Raw genomic sequence first — 16424 nt, forward strand, 5'->3', positions numbered from 1 at the left:
ACTATACATAATAATATTATGTAATCTATTACTTTCTTTTATATAGAAGGCGAAAAAAATTTTTTGAAATTCACTACCTTTACTATAATCCACACTATTTTGACGCTCTTATGAGTATCTTTATACTTATGTAGGTTACTATTTTTACTGTATATTCTTGTGCGAACCGTCACAGTTGGGCATTCTTTTAGATAGACCGCAAATGCAATCTTTCAAGCCTTTTCCAATAAGAATTCTCTCTATCGATTTTATAATTCTGGATTCTCGTGTCTTGGATTGTTTTGGCTGCGAAAAATGAAGAATGTATGCTCTTTGCCTTCCTGGTGTTAATTCTTCAAAAGCTGTTTTCAAGGCAGGGAGTTCTTCAAATTTAGTTTGGAGTTCTTCAGGAATTGTGTAGTCTGTATCCTTTTTAAGTTTCACTTCCAAACCTGCTTTTTCTACTTCAATGGCATTTTGAATATACGTTTTCAGGATGGATTCCATTTCATTAATTTCTTGTACATTGGTGAACCGGATTTGACGGGCCGACTGGACATTTTCTGTTTGTTGAATGAGAATGTTATGATCATCCTTTAACAAGGCACCTTTATGAAACAAAAGAGCACAGTATTCTTTAAATCCATGTATTAAAACAACATTTTTACCGTTTAAGGTGTAACAAGGATGCATCCACTTAAATTCTTCTGTTAGTTCAGAGTCAAGAGCGATCTCTCTCAACTTCTCGAATTCTGCCTTCCACTTTTTTTCCTTCGTTAAAAACTCATCAACTTTTGGATGTAATCTACTATTGTACATTTAGGAACCCTCCTTTTCTTTAATAAAACAATTCTTTCCTTTTTTCGAGACACTTTTTACAGGTTTTTGGCAACTGGAAGCCTTTTTGCTTAAAAAATTTCTGCTCACTTATTGAAAAAGTAAATCGGTCTCCGCAATCCCAACATTTTAGCAATAGGTCTTGCGGTGCTGAGCCCTTTAAGGCCTCAGTGTTTGCTGCAATTCTTTCCTTAATGAGTTGTTCATCAACCTGTTCGTTATTTTCCAATGCTTTAGTTGTTGTTCGTATTGCTTCTTTTACTTTCTTATACTCGATCTTTTCCCATAATTTTAAATATGGGATAAACGCTTTATTTCCTGATTCCTTCACTTTATCAAGCAATAATAAAATCATTTGCCTATTACGATCTTTTAAATAGGTCATATCAATATCTTGTTTTTCTTCTTCGAGCCATTTTTTCCATTCACTTAAAAGTTCATCTGCATATTGATCACATTCAATTTGCCAACCGCGTTCTGTGTATACAATCATAGGTAGTTTACCACTATACTGAATTTCCAGAAAATCAAAATCGATCATCCAATCAATTTTATCCATTACATCTTCCAGTTTTTCTGATTTATAATAACCATACACTGGACATTTATCTAACTCTAATTCTAAAAGTTTTTTCTCACGTGAGCCTTTTAATATTTTCGCGAGAAGTGTTCTCCCACCACTTGCTATAATTCCATCTGCAGCTCTTAATATCACCTTTATTTCTTCATCCGATAAACATTCTATTTTCTTCAACACGATAAATCATCCCAATCCTCAGTAATTAAAGAATTTTTATTTTTTCGGTTGTTCTTTAGGCCTCCAACTTGCTATAGCTATGCTTAGATTCTAGCAAAATCTTATAAGGAATACCAGATTGGCCAATGTTGAAATAAAACAAACTTACTTGACATAAGTTTTAATAGTTTAAGTTAACAAGAAAAAGGACCGCATTTGCGATCCCAGTTTAATTTGTTACTTTTATTAACGTATTATAGACAAGGATCTTGTGTTAAACTACATTTCATTAATCTAAACAAGCATTTCTTCTCTAGGACCCCGATTTCCCCAAGAGCAATAAGGTACTGCCTTCACTTTTACATGTTTTGTTTCGTTTGGGAATTATACTGATATTGAAAGCGAAGGTCATGCATATAGAAAAAACATTGGTGTATCTGATATTTAAAAATGGAGGTTACTTTTTCACTAGTAACCTCCATTTGCCGTTTGATTAAATTAATCTCTTACTTTTCACTTACCTGTTTTACTTCGTACTTTACGATATCCGTATTGTAATCAAGTTCCGCTTCTTCATCTATTATTGATAGAACTACACCTTTTGCTGCATCTGTGTGACCGACTAATCGGTTACTTGCCGCTACTTTTCGCTGGCGTATTTTTAGCAATGATTTTCTTTCATTTGCTAATGCTGTTCTTTCTTCTTTTATCGTACTGAAGTCGAACTTAATTGTGCCGTTTTGTAGAGCGTTTTGATCGAGAAAGTTAATTTCTCTTCCTCTTAGATCAAGGTATAATAAATCTCCTGTTTGAAGATATCCAATTCCACCGCCATTTATCGCTTCAGGTGTCATGTGACCAATCGCAGCGCCATAGGAAACTCCCGAATATCTTCCATCACTAATCAATGCAGCAATCCGTTGTAGTTTTCGATTCGCATTAATATGTTGCATTGGTGTAAACATTTCAGGCATGCCGAATGCTTCCGGACCTTGACCTGACACGATGACCGCAATTTTCAAAATACTTTTCTCGACTAATTTATCAAAGAGATTGTCATAGTCATAGGCTTTTAATTCATCATATTGGTCAGGTGCATTTGCTTTTAATAGACCTAATAAATTTTCATGAGAAAATGATTGGTTATCTCTTAGTTTAGGTAAAAGCTGAGTGTCTAATAATCCTTGATTTGCTTCATCTTCATTTTCATAATAAAGGACAAATGCCGCTTTTTTATCAAATTGATCCAATTGCGGTGTGGCCATTCCACTAATTTTCACGATGGCACTTTCAAAGAAATTACCAGTTAAGACATCTACACCACTAAACGGTCTTCTAGGCTTAGATAAAATTACCGGGTTTTCTTTCACATTAGACGCTGGTAGCCTATCCGTATTTGCTAAACGTTCACCCCAGCTAGTTCCTGTTACAGTTGGAGCATCTACATCCATTGGAACACCGTTTTGAATTAATTCATAAAATAATGTTTCCATTCCCCTGCTATCTCCGCCGCAGCATTGTGTAGCAAGTGAGAAAATATCTCGTCCCTCAGTTAAGCTATAGTTAAACAAATCCGGAATTGGGTGTGAATGATGAATTTCATCTAAATCCCATAAACTAAATTTGTAACCACCGTATAACATGGCTGCTACAATATGCATCATCAAATTAGTTGAACCGCCTGAAGCACTATGAATACGGATGGCATTCCGGATATTATTGGCCATTATGTTGGAAGCACTAAAGACAGGATTGTTAATCATCGTAGCTAAACTATCAATCGCATCATTTATTTGTACTTGATTAGGTGCACTCGTTAAAAGCTCTAAAGTTGGATGAACTAACCCAAACCCTGCAACTAAATGTCGTGAACTGTTTCCTGTACCATTAAAAGCACAAACACCCCCACTACCATCACATGTCGCAACAGCCAATCTTCTTTCATACTCTTTATGCTGTGCTTCTGTAATGAGGCCACGTTCTTGAGCTCGTTTTAATACACCCTGAAACGCGGTATTAGAGGAGCATTGTAAAATATAATCCATAGCATCTCTTAAATCATCTGCTACATCGGAAGCACCATGATTTTCTGCCTTCACTGCTATTTGACTTAATTCTGTGAACAAATCTTCAGGAATCGTTCCTCCCTGTAAAACATGAGCAGGAGCAAATGTAGCAAAAACCGGTGCCTCTCCTCTTTCCTGACGAAGACGGTCTAAATGGACCATTGCGCTTACAACACCTAGAGGCTGTTTATCACATCCTTGAATAATAAAGGCACCATGATAGCTGTGGGCTTCCATTTGATTGACGATCATTTGCGCTACAGCATTTCTACTTTGTAAGGAATAGCTCATTCCCATATTATTTTGTGCTGTACCATCACACAAAACAGGTGTAGAAAAGTAGAATGGTACACCACCATTTTGCCAGATTCTGATCGCAGCATGTGCTGACGTTTTAAAGTCCATAATATGTGCCGGATGATCAGAAGAACCACCGATAATAGCAATACGAGGTGCATTTTCTTCTAAACGGTTATAAATTTCCTCTAATGTCCAATCAGGAGTAGAACCCATATATTCCATTCCCAGGATTTGTTTTGATCGGTCTAATAAACCGGCAACCGTGATCGGTTCATTTGCTTTTCCTTGCACATTATCTTTATAAGCATTAATTGAATTTTCTATTTTTGGAAATTGGACAGCCATATGTAAAACCTCCTAAAAGATTTCTATTAGTATTAAATCAGGCCAACACTATTGATCACAATGATTGTAACAATCGCAATAATGGATGCCAGCAAGGTTGGAATTGTAATATATTTAAAACCTTGTTTTGTCGGTAAGTTGAAAAATTTAATCAAGATCCAGAATCCACTATTATTCAAATGACTCAATGCCAACGTTCCTGCACCAATCGCTAATGTAACGGCTACTGGAGACAAATCCAAAATTGGCATCATCGGTACAACAATTGCTGCTGTTGTAAGGGCAGCCATTGTCATTGACCCTGCTGCAGACATAATGGCAAAAGCGATAAAATACGGAAGTAAAATTGGCAGTACATTTGTATTCGCAATACTAATCGCTAGAGCTTCAACTGTTTCATTTGTTTTAATAATATTTCCCATTGCTCCACTCATAGCCGTGATTAATAACGGTAGAATAGCAACAAGAAGGGCACGAGTTACCCATGTTTCTACTAAAATATACATAAAAGGTGTATCTCGATTGACTTCATCACTGCTTTCTTTCATGGCAGATTCATAGACGTTTTGTTTATACATAAACGCTAAAATCAACACAACGAGCACACCGGCAGATAACGCAACCGTTTTGTCACCTAATGTTGCAAAAAATGGTTGTAAATATGACCCTTCTTCGAGAAAAATATTAGCGAAGGAAGAAGACGCGATAAAAACCACTGGTAGTATAATAGGAAGAAATGCAAGATAAAAAGGTGGTAAACGTTTACCAGTATCATTTTTTAACGGAGCTTCGGCAGCAGGCTCTATTGTCGCAGCAACCTCCGACTGATCAGCACGTGTTTCTTCTCCTCCTAAAAACTTATCAAGCGGTAATATAAATTCCTTTTCTGTCCATTTTCTTAATAATAGCCATGTACCAAAGAATGAAACTAAGGCCACAACCAGTCCCCAAAAGATAACAAATCCAAGATCAGCTTTCAGTGTAATCGCTGTAGCTAAAATACCTGGGGTCGGAGGAACTAAGCCATGCGTAAGAACTAACCCTAGACCTGTAAACGCTGTCATGGTAGACATCGAGATTTTTTTCAAATGAGCAATCTTAGATGCAATTGGTGCAAGGAGAATCATTGTGACATCAGAAAAAACAGGAATGGAAACAAAAAATCCAGTTAAAGCAGGAGCAAGTTCCATATTCTTTCCACGAAACAATTTATTAAAGAAATTTGCAACAGAATCAGTTGCTCTAATATCCTGAATACCCATCGCCAATATGGATCCGAGAATGATCGTTAACCCTATTCCGGTTAGTGTTGATCCAAATCCTTCATTAATTAATCCCATCGTTTCTAGTAACGTATTCCCAAATCCTACTCCCATCCCCGCGGCAACAACAAACATAGCTAAAACTGGATGGACTTTTAATTTTAAGATCATGAAAATTAATAATAATAAACTTACACACAAAACCGTTACGAAACTTACTGTGCTCACATTATCTACCCCTTTAAAGTGAAGTCAATACTACACCCTTCTCCCATTAAGAGAAAACGCTTACTATAAAGAGGAGTACTCACTTCCTCTTTATAGTAATATATTATTCTACCTTAAGCTACCATTTTTGTTAGCGCTTTAATTTGAAAGAATTGGATTGATTTTAGGTATACCGAGACCTTCAGCTCCTAATTTTGATGTTTGTGCCTCAGGATAATAGCGCTCAATCATTTGTATCCCTAATGAAGCGCGGTGCACACGCTCTTGTACGAGCGAAATATTTGTACTTTCCCACTGTTTTCCAGAAGGATATACATCCGGGTGATTTCGAAGGCCAAACTTGATGTAAACAGGTGCCAGTACACGGATGATTTCTGGAATTTCGTAGTAACGAAGGAATCCGCCAAAATTATCTGGTGCTTCAACATACAAATCAATCGGTAAATCTGTTGCTTGGCGAATAGCTGCTAGTTTTGGCAATGTTAAAGCTGTTGGCACGTTATATGTATCTGCACCTAAGTCTTGCATGATCTTGACTGAAATAGGGTTAGCTGCGCCCATTTGTACAGAGACCTTTACGACAAAATCTTCAGGAAGTTGACCGTTCTTTTTCATTTCTTTTGTCAACAGCAACAATCCTTCATCAGCTACTAAAGCACCTCTTAATCCAAGTCTCGCCCCTCTTTTTAAATCCTCCATTGCATACACAAGTTGATCGGCACCTTCATGACGTAGTGCCTGTGATTTACCGCCACTTGTCAAAGGAGCTGCGCTAATATCCCATGTGCCGCGAGGTCCGACAAATAAGCTAAGTTCCATCCCTCGTTCTGCTGTCATTTCACACATTTCTTTAATTTCATCATCTGTAAGAAGCATAATTCCGCTTCCTTGTGAGATACGATGGATCGTTAATCCGTAACGGTCAATTTCTTTTAAAGTTTCTCTTAAAGCAGCAGGCCCTTCCGTACTAGGCAATTCAATGCGATATTGAGCACCATCTGGAAATCTTTTTGTAGATGTAGGCAGTTCTGTTAAATCTGATGATGGATATCCTAACTTTTCTAATAATTCACGTGATTCTTTCATGATTTTAATCCCTCTTTCTCTTCAAATAAATTTAAAAGTGATGAAACTTTTTCTGAAAGATCTGATGGGTATACATCATAAGGTGCACGGTGTCCTGTCTTTTCAGTCAACCATCTTTGGTGGACGGCTTCTTTCATTGTCGTAAAAAACGTTGGACAGATTGTATAAATATCCATTAATTTTGTTATCATTTGGTGGTTCTTTTCAGCTTCATCTAGATTACGTTGTTTATAATTTTCATACAATGAAACAGAAATTTCGGGAGCAAAAACAGAGCTTCCATTAATACTTCCTGCTGATCCAATCATCAGGGCTGGGAGCAGATGGTCGTCAAAGGCTGTGAAAACTTTAAAGTCTTCTCGGATTTTGCTTAACTCCATAATTATTTCTCGAATATGACTAAAATCACTGATTGTTTCTTTTATGCCACAAATATTGGTATGATTGGCAGCCAGTTTTTTCACTAAATCTACTGATAGTGTCTGACCGGTTAGTGACGGAATGTTGTACAGGAACACTGGAAGCTTAGTATTCTTGGCAACAAGAGAGAAAAAGTGATAGAGTTGTTCCTCCGAAGACTTCCAATAATACGGATTGACGACTAAAACACCATCTGCCCCTCGTTCTTCAGCATGGCAGGATAGGTCAAGTACTTCTTGTAATGATGTATGACCAATCCCGACGAGAACTGGAACCCTCTTGTTTATGGTTTTGATCATTTCTTCTACATACAGCTTTCGTTCTTTAATGGTTAATGATGAGAATTCACCTGAACTGCCCATCAGCAAAATACCGTGGATATTATGCTTGAGCAGTTCATTTACATACTTTTGGTTTAAAGCTACATCAAGATTTCCAGCTTCATCAAATAATGTCACAACTGGCGGGATGATCCCGTGAAATGTCATTTTACGTTTCACCCTTTCTATCAATCTACTATCCTTTTATAAAAACAGTTTTAATAGAAGTATAGAATTCCTGAGCAGCTTCCCCTTGTTCACGAGATCCGGTACTAGAGCCTTTCATGCCTCCAAATGGTGCCTGCAGTTCAACACCTGCACTTTCAGCATTAATACGAACAAGACCTGCTTCAATTTCATCAATAAATTCTAGTAAAGAACCAATATTAGTTGTGAAAATGGATGCGCTTAAACCGTATTTCGTATTGTTAGCCATTTCAATGGCTTCTTCTAAGTTTTCAGCTTTAATAAGCGCGATAACCGGACCGAAAATCTCTTCTTGAGCAATCGCCATATCCGGATTTACATTGTCAAAAATAGCAGGTGTAATATAAAATCCTTTATCAAATTCTTCACCTGTTAAAACGTCTCCACCAGCTATAAGCTCGGCACCTTCTTTTTTTCCAATCTCAATATAGTGTTTGACTGTATTGAACTGGCTTTCACTTGCACAAGGACCCATCCAAATTCCCTCTTGTAAACCATTTCCTACCTTGATTTTCTCTGTTTCTTGTACGAGTTTTTCTTTAAATTCATCATAAACTTCAGATTCAACAATGACACGGCTTGATGCAGTACACTTTTGTCCTGTAGAACGGAATCCGCCACTTATCACAGCTTCAACCGCAGCGTTTAGATCAGCATCTTTTGTGATAATAATTGGGTTTTTGCCGCCCATTTCTAATTGATATTTAATTCCTCGTGCAGAAGCAGATTTCGCCACAATTTCACCGACCGTTTCAGACCCTGTAAAGGTAATGCCATTTAATAATGGATGATCAATTAACCCTTGACCGACCACAGAACCTGAGCCTGTTATAAAATTCAGAACTCCTTCAGGGAGACCAGCTTGTGCAAAGCAATCAACGACTTTAGCTGCTGTGACAGCCGCTTCAGTTGCCGGCTTAAAGACAACGGTATTTCCGTAAACAAGGGCAGGAGCCATTTTCCAAATTGGGATAGCTACAGGAAAGTTCCAAGGAGTAATGACCCCAACAACACCAAGTGGAGTTCGCTTTGTAAACATTAAAGCGTCTTTATCTGAAGATGGAATCACATCGCCATTTTTTCTCATGCCTTCTCCTGCGTAATAACGAAGAATGGCAACACCGCGAGCTGTTTCTCCTTTTGCTTCTGGCAGTGTTTTCCCCATTTCCTTTGTCAGCGTTTCAGCAATGTCATCGAGGTTTTTTTCAAGAATATCTGCTACTTTATATAGATATTGACCTCTTTGAGCCTGCCCCAGTTTTCTCCAAGCTTTTTTTGCTTGATCAGCAGCGCTTACAGCTTGCTCTAAATCTTCCTTCGTTGAGCTATGAATAAGTCCGACGACTTCCTCTTTATTCATCGGGCTAATGCTTTTCACCGTTTCTTGTGAAGAAGAATCCACCCATTGGTTATTAATAAAATTTTTATACGTCGTTTCTTTAGATAATGTTTGCATCATTGAATACTCCTCTCAAAAGTTTAGTGATTATGAATGCGCTTTAATTTTTCTCCTTTTTAGAAGGCAACAGGTTGCTGCCTATTAATCCACCCTTTGTTTTACTTGACCTGTATAACCTGCAAGTTGTGATAATCGATCAGCCAGATGGATAATTTCCTCTTTCGCTGCCTCTTTTTTACTTTCCCAGCTACTAGTTGTCATGGAAAAACTAACACCGGCGACTATTTTATTTTCATGATTATAAATCGGTGCAGCTACACAGTGAAAACCTAAAGCAGATTCTTGATTTTCAGTCGCATAACCGTATTGTTTTGCTTGTTGAACTTTTTCATATAGCTCATCAAGGTTTGACGTTGTATACGGTGTCTTCTTCTCCCAATCTCCTGACGGGAAAATTTCTTTGAGCTCTTGTTTCGTGTGCTGGATTAGCTGGACCTTTCCAATCGACGAAGCATATGCGGGAAATTGCATGCCAGGATCAGTGACTAACCGTACACCGGAATCTCCTTCAACTTTTCCTAAGTAAACGACATTTGACTTTTGAAGAACACCTAATTGAATATGTTCATTTACCTTTGAAACAGATAATGCTGCTTCTTTATGAAAAGATTGCAGGAGATTAAACTGGCTAAGATAAGCTGAACTAAACGCACCTATTGAAGATCCTAAAGAATACTTGTCTCCCCCATCCTTCACAATCCACCCTAAATGTTCTAACGTGTTTAACAAAGAGAAGAGAGAGCTTTTGTTAATCTCCAAGTTTTTTGATAAATCAATCAACCGGAGCTGGTGGGGCTTTTTACTAATTTCTTTTAATACCATATCTGCTCGTTCTATAGCTGGAACCCAGTATTTTTCTTTCATACCTGTTATCACCTCTGATGTTTCATTCGGTTTAATATAATAAACTGAGTTTTTTATTTAAAACTTATAATCTTATTGTAACGGAATAGTCAGATTTCTCAATAGTTTTTTTGAGTTTTTATTTTTTATTGGTTTTTTTATACGAAACAAATGTGAGGCTTTATTGCATATGCTACTTTCTTACATAAAAAAATCCTCCTCTTTTTGTGCTTGGTATTTCAAAGCCAAATAGAGGAGAATTTTTCGTTATTGTATATAAGTTGTTATAAATGTGATCGATAGAAATAGTTTGACCTATAATGCAAAATCTATAGGAATTTCCTTCCCTGACCAAGCTCTCTTAGATGTCCATTCCATTGGCGGATCACACCAAAACGGATCCGAGCTTGGTAAACCTAATGGCAAAAATGCTGCCGAGCATAAATAGAGACTTCCGGTAGCAATATATGGTTCGCCAATTCTCGGTTGATGTCCACAATATCCAATGGTAAGCCATCCTGATTCCATAAATGTACCAGGAGCCGATAATGTCCTTTTTATTACTTCTGTTAAAGCACTTCTCACCTGTGCTGGAGGAAGTTCCTTTGGTAAATCCTTTCGAAGCGCATGTTGAGCCAATGTTTGAAATACACCAAAACGATAAGCAAGAGATCGACCGACAGGCGGAAACGTACCCTCAGGTGAAATAGTCCGCTCCTGAATAACCGCATATCTTTGCGACCTTTTTATGATCGATTCTTTATGTACAGTCCAATCTCTATATTCATCTCCAACTGTATCGATTAAATCTACTAACATCGGATGAATGACAAAGCTATTATAATAATCATGGTGATATTCAGGGCCATCACTATAGACTCCGTCCCCAAGATACCATTGATCAAATTGTTTGATCGCATAATCGATTCGCATAGGGTCCCAGTCTTCCTCACCTACTTTGTATAAAAACGCTTCAATTATTGCAGAAAACAATAACCAGTTAGAAAAAACAGGCTTTCTTGTTCGGGTAGCTTTTATTGCAGTAATCACATTTTGTTTCACTCTACCATCAAGTTTTCCCCACAATTCATTAGGAGCTCTCAAGAACGCATGAGCCAGAAAAGCAGTGTCTACAATTGGTTGGAAATCATCCGAAAAGTTCATATAATCCGGTGAATTAGGATCTGTTCCAGCATCAACTGCTTCTCTAGCAAGTTCAGCATATTTCACGCGAAGAGTTTCTTCCTCTTCATGTTCACATTCACTTTCCAACCAAGGTGATATCCCTACTAATAATCGAGATAATGCCTCAAGATGTGAAAACTTCTCGCGAGCGGTTCCTTCTTTCATCTCAACTGGCATTTCTTGTTTTAATGTTCTATGTTTCAAATGAAGCAAAACAGGGCTTGCTATTTTCAACATGGAATCGAGCCAGAACTTTCGGTCATTGGTTAGTAATGATGTCATCTTATCCACCCCAATCGATCTATTCCATTAACATAAATTCCTCACATATGCTCCAATGCTGTTACGCATTCGACGAATGCGTATGCAAACCTTTCTTCATCAACACATTTCTATCTTTAAAATATACGACGTTCCCAGCCATTTAACTTCGCAATCGCTTCAATATAATAATAATCTCCATATATTAACGATACATTAATATTTTCATTAGCCGGCTTATGTCCTGTCCCTTGGACCAGAATTCCTTGGTGCTCCGGCTGATCCAATGTTCCATAATTTTCAGTTAAAGAAGTTATTATATTTTTGGCAGCATCCTCATAAAGTTTTTTTTCATTAGCAGGGACCGAATCTGCAATTTCAAGCAATCCGGAAGCGGCAATTGCTGCGGCAGAGCTATCTCTAGGCTCATTTTCGATTGACTCTAATCGGAAATCCCAATATGGAACATAATCTTCCGGTAGACCTGCGATAAAATGATGTGCAATCCGTTTTGCAGCATGTAGAAATTTAGAATCTCCTGTATGTTTGTACGTATTAGCAAATCCATATAGTGCCCATGCATTTCCCCTGCTCCATGCAGAATCCGGGGCGTTCCCTTGACCGCCAATTGATTCAATGAATTCTCCTGACTCTGGATCAAACGATAAAATATGGCAGGATGAACCATCTTCACGAATTCCATACTTTAAAGTCGTTTCCGCATGCAGGGTAGCAATATGTTTATATCTAGGATCACCAGTCACGCGGCTTGCCCAGAATAATAGCGAAAGATTCATCATGCAATCAATAATTGCCCATCCTATTTTATCCCCGTTCCATGCCCTGATAAAATTTCCTGCAGGGTTAAAACGTCCCGCTAAGTAGTTAGCTGCTTCCAACCCAATTCCAAGGCCCTTCTCGCTTTCCGTGATTTCATGTTCCAGCACTGCAGATAGTAAAAATTGAAACCCTACATCATGATACAATTCATTAGGATGGTGGGAAAAACACTTTTGTAGTTTTTCATCCCAAGGCATCGCAGCATCTTTAAACTTCTCATTTTCAGTCATATCATATAGAACCCATAATAACCCCGGCCAAAAGCCTGATGTCCACCATTCATGTGGCATATCATCATAGATCCCATCAGCCTTCGCAACATGTGGTGACTTATCTCCTATTTGATCAACCATACGCTCCACTTTTTCTTCAAGCTTTTTTAATAGTTCTTCTTGATTCAACTTGTGCATGTTTTCCCTCCTATAAAGTTAATACATAGAGTATAGCGTCACTATTCTAATAAAAGTTGTTGTATAATAACTAAAAATATCGTTGTGTTGTTCTAGAGTACCGGGATTAATAGTGACTAAAATATGATATATTGAAGCTAATAGGCATAAGGTAATAACTTAGTAAGGTTCGAGTTTAAAAGTAACATTAAGATAAAACTTGATATTAGAACGTTATGAACAAACAAGTTTTCATTATATATAATTATGAAATAAACGGAGGGGAGAATATGAAGCATTTATTTGAACAAATTGACCTAAAGCCTTTTAATTGGGTCTATCGCAGGGTTTCTGAAGAAAATTTTGAAGGGTTTTATCATTGGCATCAAGGCTGTGAATTATTATTTGTCTATCGTGGACAAGGACGTGTCATTGTGAACCAGCAGACGTATGATATCAAAAAAGGGATGCTTTTCTTTTTCCAACCCTTTCAATTGCATAAAGTCCATGTTGAAGTTTCCCCGAAAACTCCCTATGAACGAAGTATCATACACTTTGATCCACTTACACTCGGGAAGAACACTTCACAAATATTCCCTGGTCTTAATGCCCTCTTAAACCAATTACAAAACGGTGTAAATGAACCTCAAGCATTTAATTTAGAAGATTCTTATCAGTACATTTATGAAGCATGTGAGATATTTAATAAATCATTACATACCAGCAACTGGGAGGAAGACAGTCAGCTTTTTCTCATGCAATTGTTGTCATGTATCCGATCAAAGATACACAATATTGATCTAAATTCATCCTTTCATAGTAACTACCGTTCACTTTACTATTCGGAAAAAATCATGCAATGGATTGAAGAGCATTATATGGAGCCGTTTGACTTGGGACAATTGTCAGATGATCTCCATTTATCAAAATCATATGTCTCAAGGATTTTCAAACGCGAAACCGGAAGCAGCTTAACAGAATATCTTACCATTCGGAGAATGAAGCAGGCATGTCAATTGCTACAGGTCACTAAGAAACCTATTGAATTAATTAGTGAGAGTGTGGGCTTTGGGAGTGTTTCCTACTTTATTCAGTTATTTAAGAAGATGATTGGGACGACTCCACATCAGTATAGGCTTTATCATCAGGTGAATTATAAATAGGAAATGGTGGGTTTTTAAAGTAGGATCAATGGAGGTCGCTCATAATCATAACCCTATTTATTATAACAAGAGTTTTGTCTGCTACAGCCTAGTTTTAGACTTAGCATTTCTATAAAAAAAGACACTTCCCATAAAAATATGAAGTGTCTTTTTATTCAGCTCCATTTCTAGTGAATGATTTTCGAAAGGGGCTATCTTCTATAATACAAGTAAATAAGGATTCTCTAAATAGTAGATTATTCTTTCCAGAAACTCAGCGGCCGGGGTCCCATCAATAATTTGATGATCAAACGTTAAGCTTAATGGCAGTTCTTTGCTCTGAATCACTTGGCCTTCTTTATCCAAGGTAAGTTTGTCTTGAAGACTTCCTACTCCTAAAATACCAGATTCAGGTGTATTTAAAATTGGAGTAAAGTATTCGACACCGCTTTGTCCTAGATTCGTCAAGGTAAATGTTGATCCCGTTACTAGATCGTTTGCAAGGCTACCTTCTCGTGCAGCTTGCGTAGTCTTTGTGATGTTTCCGCTTAACTCCTTTAAGCTCATTTGGTGAGCATTCCGAATAACGGGTACCAGCAGGCCAACAGATATGGCCGTTGCCATTCCAAGATGGACTTCTTCAAAGGTCTGGAAACCATTCGTGTCCGTTTCATACCAGCTATTCATTTCAGGATATTCTTTTAATGCTAGAATTGTTGCTTTGGCAACACAAACAGTTAGACTAAGACTACCAGCAATTTCTGTTTCGGTAAGATGATTTTTTATATTCTCTTTAAACATCATAAATGCAGTTAAGTCAGCTTTTCGATGGATCGTCAATTGGGCTGATTGCGCTAAACTATTTCTCATTCTTTTGGCAATAATCTTACGCATTCCCGTGAGTCCAGTACCAAGATTTCGGTCGGCTGTGTTCACCGGGAAAGAATGGATTTCCACCGCAGGAGCTACTTCCTTAGAAGAAGAAATTTCGTAAGCCTCTATATCTCTTCTAGTAATCCGATTATTTCCACCTGTACCTTTAACCAAAGAAAGATTAATATTCTTCTCTTTTGCTAATTTCCTAGCAAGTGGACTCACAAAAATACGTCCAGTGTGCGATTCGATTGGTTTTTCGGCCGGAATCACATTCTTCTGTTCTTTTTCGTTCCTTTCTAATTTGGCTTCCGGGGATTGTTCGACAGGCTGAGATTGGGGTGTTTCACCTTCTTGAGCCACAATTCCTATTACTTCTTTAACTGGTACTTCAGCCCCCTGATGGGCAATGACTTTTACTAACACCCCATCTGCTGGTGCTTCAACTTCCATCGTTAATTTTTCAGAACTAATCGTGCAGATCGGTTCTCCCTTTTTAACAGGTTCGCCTTCTTTTTTGTACCATTCATCCACATTTCCACTCGTCATCGTTAACCCTAACTTAGGCATTAAAACATCTGTTGCCATCATTGATCACCACCTTACACTAAGATTGTCTTTTTTAAATCAAAGATCAGTTCATCCGCTACTTTTAACACTTTATCTGCATTTGGAATGTACAGATCCTCAAGGTTTTTTGCAAAAGGCACAGGTGTGTTCGGTGCACATACACATTTAACTGGGGCATCTAAATAATCAAACGCTTTATCTGAAACTACACTTGCAATATCAGTAGCTGTATTATTGTGTGGATTCGATTCATCAATGACAATTAATCGGTTGGTCTTCTTAACTGAATTGATAACAGTTTCCTGATCCCATGGTGCCACTGTTAATAAATCGATAACTTCGACTGAGACACCTTGCTCTGCTAAACGATCTGCTACCTCTTCTGCTACATATAACATTTTTCCGATTGAAACGATCGTTAAGTCCGTACCTTCTCTTTTCACTTTTGCTTTTCCAATTTCAACCGTATAATGTCCTTCAGGCACTTCTCCCTTAAGACCATATATGGTTTTATCTTCTGAGAATACAACAATGTTATCATCCTCAATAGAAGCAAGAAGCAATCCTTTTGCATCGTATGGATTGGAAGGAACCACGACTTTGACTCCAGGAATAGAACCAAGAATCCCGTAATAACACCCTGAATGTTGTGCTGCTGCTGAAGCACCTGCACCATGATTGGTTCGGACTGTCATTGGAATAGTTGCTTTACCCCCGAACATATAACGCATTTTCGATCCTTGTCCAAGGATCGTGTCAAAGCAAAACCCTAGGAAGTCATTAAACATTAATTCCGGGACAGGTCTTAAGCCTGTTGCTGCAGCCCCTACTGCTGCGCCCATATAACCCATTTCAGAAATTGGTGTATCGATTACACGTTCTGTTCCGTACTTTTCCACTAGCCCTTTCGTTAAGCCGAATACACCTCCCCAAGCTCCTGTTTCATTTAAATGCTCAACGGTCGCACCACCTGCTATATCTTCTCCAAGCAGGATCACTCGTTCATCTTGAGCCATTGAGATATCTAACGCCTCATTAATTGCTTGCATCATTGTGATTTTTCTTTCCATTTCCCA

General features: G+C 37.9%; 13 protein-coding genes and 1 pseudogene. 1 reads left to right on the plus strand and 13 read right to left on the minus strand.

Annotated features, from left to right (window positions below):
• Positions 1–144: 144 nt before the first annotated feature.
• From HWV59_RS14295 to HWV59_RS14340, 11 genes and pseudogenes are all read right to left on the minus strand, one after another.
• Complete coding sequence (locus HWV59_RS14295) at positions 145–798, minus strand: DUF1801 domain-containing protein (RefSeq protein ID WP_175639239.1); 654 nt, start codon at positions 796–798, stop codon at positions 145–147.
• Between the two features lie 19 nt (positions 799–817).
• Positions 818–1573, minus strand: coding sequence for an RQC-minor-1 family DNA-binding protein (locus HWV59_RS14300; protein ID WP_235991737.1), 756 nt, complete (start codon positions 1571–1573; stop codon positions 818–820).
• A 273-nt stretch (positions 1574–1846) separates the two neighbouring features.
• Positions 1847–1918: pseudogene (locus tag HWV59_RS27545) on the minus strand (hypothetical protein); the annotation flags it as partial.
• 140 nt (positions 1919–2058) lie between these two features.
• The gene (locus HWV59_RS14305) at positions 2059–4263 is read right to left on the minus strand and encodes a dihydroxy-acid dehydratase domain-containing protein (RefSeq protein WP_175639240.1); all 2205 of its coding nucleotides are present in this window, start codon (positions 4261–4263) and stop codon (positions 2059–2061) included.
• A 32-nt stretch (positions 4264–4295) separates the two neighbouring features.
• Positions 4296–5753 (minus strand): GntP family permease, encoded by a 1458-nt coding sequence (locus tag HWV59_RS14310; RefSeq protein ID WP_175639241.1) that lies wholly within the window; start codon positions 5751–5753, stop codon positions 4296–4298.
• Positions 5754–5891: 138 nt separating this feature from the next.
• The gene (locus HWV59_RS14315) at positions 5892–6839 is read right to left on the minus strand and encodes a U32 family peptidase (RefSeq protein ID WP_175639242.1); all 948 of its coding nucleotides are present in this window, start codon (positions 6837–6839) and stop codon (positions 5892–5894) included.
• Positions 6836–7747, minus strand: a complete 912-nt coding sequence (locus HWV59_RS14320; RefSeq protein ID WP_175639243.1) for a dihydrodipicolinate synthase family protein — start codon at positions 7745–7747, stop codon at positions 6836–6838. Before HWV59_RS14320 ends, HWV59_RS14315 begins: the two co-directional genes overlap by 4 nt.
• 28 nt (positions 7748–7775) lie before the next feature.
• Complete coding sequence (gucD, locus tag HWV59_RS14325) at positions 7776–9242, minus strand: alpha-ketoglutaric semialdehyde dehydrogenase GucD (protein ID WP_175639244.1); 1467 nt, start codon at positions 9240–9242, stop codon at positions 7776–7778.
• 84 nt (positions 9243–9326) lie between these two features.
• Entirely contained in the window at positions 9327–10109 is a 783-nt protein-coding gene (locus HWV59_RS14330) for an IclR family transcriptional regulator (RefSeq protein WP_175639245.1), read from the minus strand.
• Between the two features lie 294 nt (positions 10110–10403).
• A complete protein-coding gene (locus HWV59_RS14335) occupies positions 10404–11555 on the minus strand; it encodes a DUF2264 domain-containing protein (RefSeq protein WP_175639246.1) in 1152 nt (383 codons plus the stop codon).
• A gap of 116 nt (positions 11556–11671) precedes the next feature.
• Entirely contained in the window at positions 11672–12784 is a 1113-nt protein-coding gene (locus HWV59_RS14340; protein ID WP_175639247.1) for a glycoside hydrolase family 88 protein, read from the minus strand.
• A 269-nt stretch (positions 12785–13053) separates the two neighbouring features.
• Here HWV59_RS14340 and HWV59_RS14345 point away from each other — a divergent pair, with 269 nt between their 5' ends.
• Positions 13054–13926 carry an AraC family transcriptional regulator gene (locus HWV59_RS14345; protein ID WP_175639248.1) on the plus strand — a complete coding sequence of 291 codons (873 nt, stop codon included), beginning with the start codon at positions 13054–13056 and terminating at the stop codon, positions 13924–13926.
• A 198-nt stretch (positions 13927–14124) separates the two neighbouring features.
• On the opposite strand, the gene HWV59_RS14350 is transcribed toward HWV59_RS14345, so the two are convergent.
• Together HWV59_RS14350 and HWV59_RS14355 are read right to left on the minus strand one after the other, a co-directional pair.
• Positions 14125–15369, minus strand: coding sequence for a dihydrolipoamide acetyltransferase family protein (locus HWV59_RS14350; protein WP_235991738.1), 1245 nt, complete (start codon positions 15367–15369; stop codon positions 14125–14127).
• An 11-nt stretch (positions 15370–15380) separates the two neighbouring features.
• Entirely contained in the window at positions 15381–16418 is a 1038-nt protein-coding gene (locus HWV59_RS14355) for an alpha-ketoacid dehydrogenase subunit beta (protein ID WP_175639249.1), read from the minus strand.
• Positions 16419–16424: the final 6 nt, after the last annotated feature.

It is taken from the genome of Metabacillus schmidteae, from assembly GCF_903166545.1.
In the GTDB taxonomy this organism is placed as follows: domain Bacteria; phylum Bacillota; class Bacilli; order Bacillales; family Bacillaceae; genus Metabacillus; species Metabacillus schmidteae.

Bases quoted from the DNA above. Each gene is read 5' to 3' on its own strand.
- HWV59_RS14295 (WP_175639239.1), bottom strand. From the start codon at position 798: ATGTACAATAGTAGATTACATCCAAAAGTTGATGAGTTTTTAACGAAG.
- HWV59_RS14305 (WP_175639240.1), bottom strand. From the start codon at position 4,263: ATGGCTGTCCAATTTCCAAAAATAGAAAATTCAATTAATGCTTATAAA.
- HWV59_RS14315 (WP_175639242.1), bottom strand. From the start codon at position 6,839: ATGAAAGAATCACGTGAATTATTAGAAAAGTTAGGATATCCATCATCA.
- HWV59_RS14320 (WP_175639243.1), bottom strand. From the start codon at position 7,747: ATGACATTTCACGGGATCATCCCGCCAGTTGTGACATTATTTGATGAA.
- gucD (WP_175639244.1), bottom strand. From the start codon at position 9,242: ATGCAAACATTATCTAAAGAAACGACGTATAAAAATTTTATTAATAAC.
- HWV59_RS14330 (WP_175639245.1), bottom strand. From the start codon at position 10,109: ATGAAAGAAAAATACTGGGTTCCAGCTATAGAACGAGCAGATATGGTA.
- HWV59_RS14335 (WP_175639246.1), bottom strand. From the start codon at position 11,555: ATGACATCATTACTAACCAATGACCGAAAGTTCTGGCTCGATTCCATG.
- HWV59_RS14340 (WP_175639247.1), bottom strand. From the start codon at position 12,784: ATGCACAAGTTGAATCAAGAAGAACTATTAAAAAAGCTTGAAGAAAAA.
- HWV59_RS14345 (WP_175639248.1), top strand. From the start codon at position 13,054: ATGAAGCATTTATTTGAACAAATTGACCTAAAGCCTTTTAATTGGGTC.
- HWV59_RS14350 (WP_235991738.1), bottom strand. From the start codon at position 15,369: ATGATGGCAACAGATGTTTTAATGCCTAAGTTAGGGTTAACGATGACG.
- HWV59_RS14355 (WP_175639249.1), bottom strand. From the start codon at position 16,418: ATGGAAAGAAAAATCACAATGATGCAAGCAATTAATGAGGCGTTAGAT.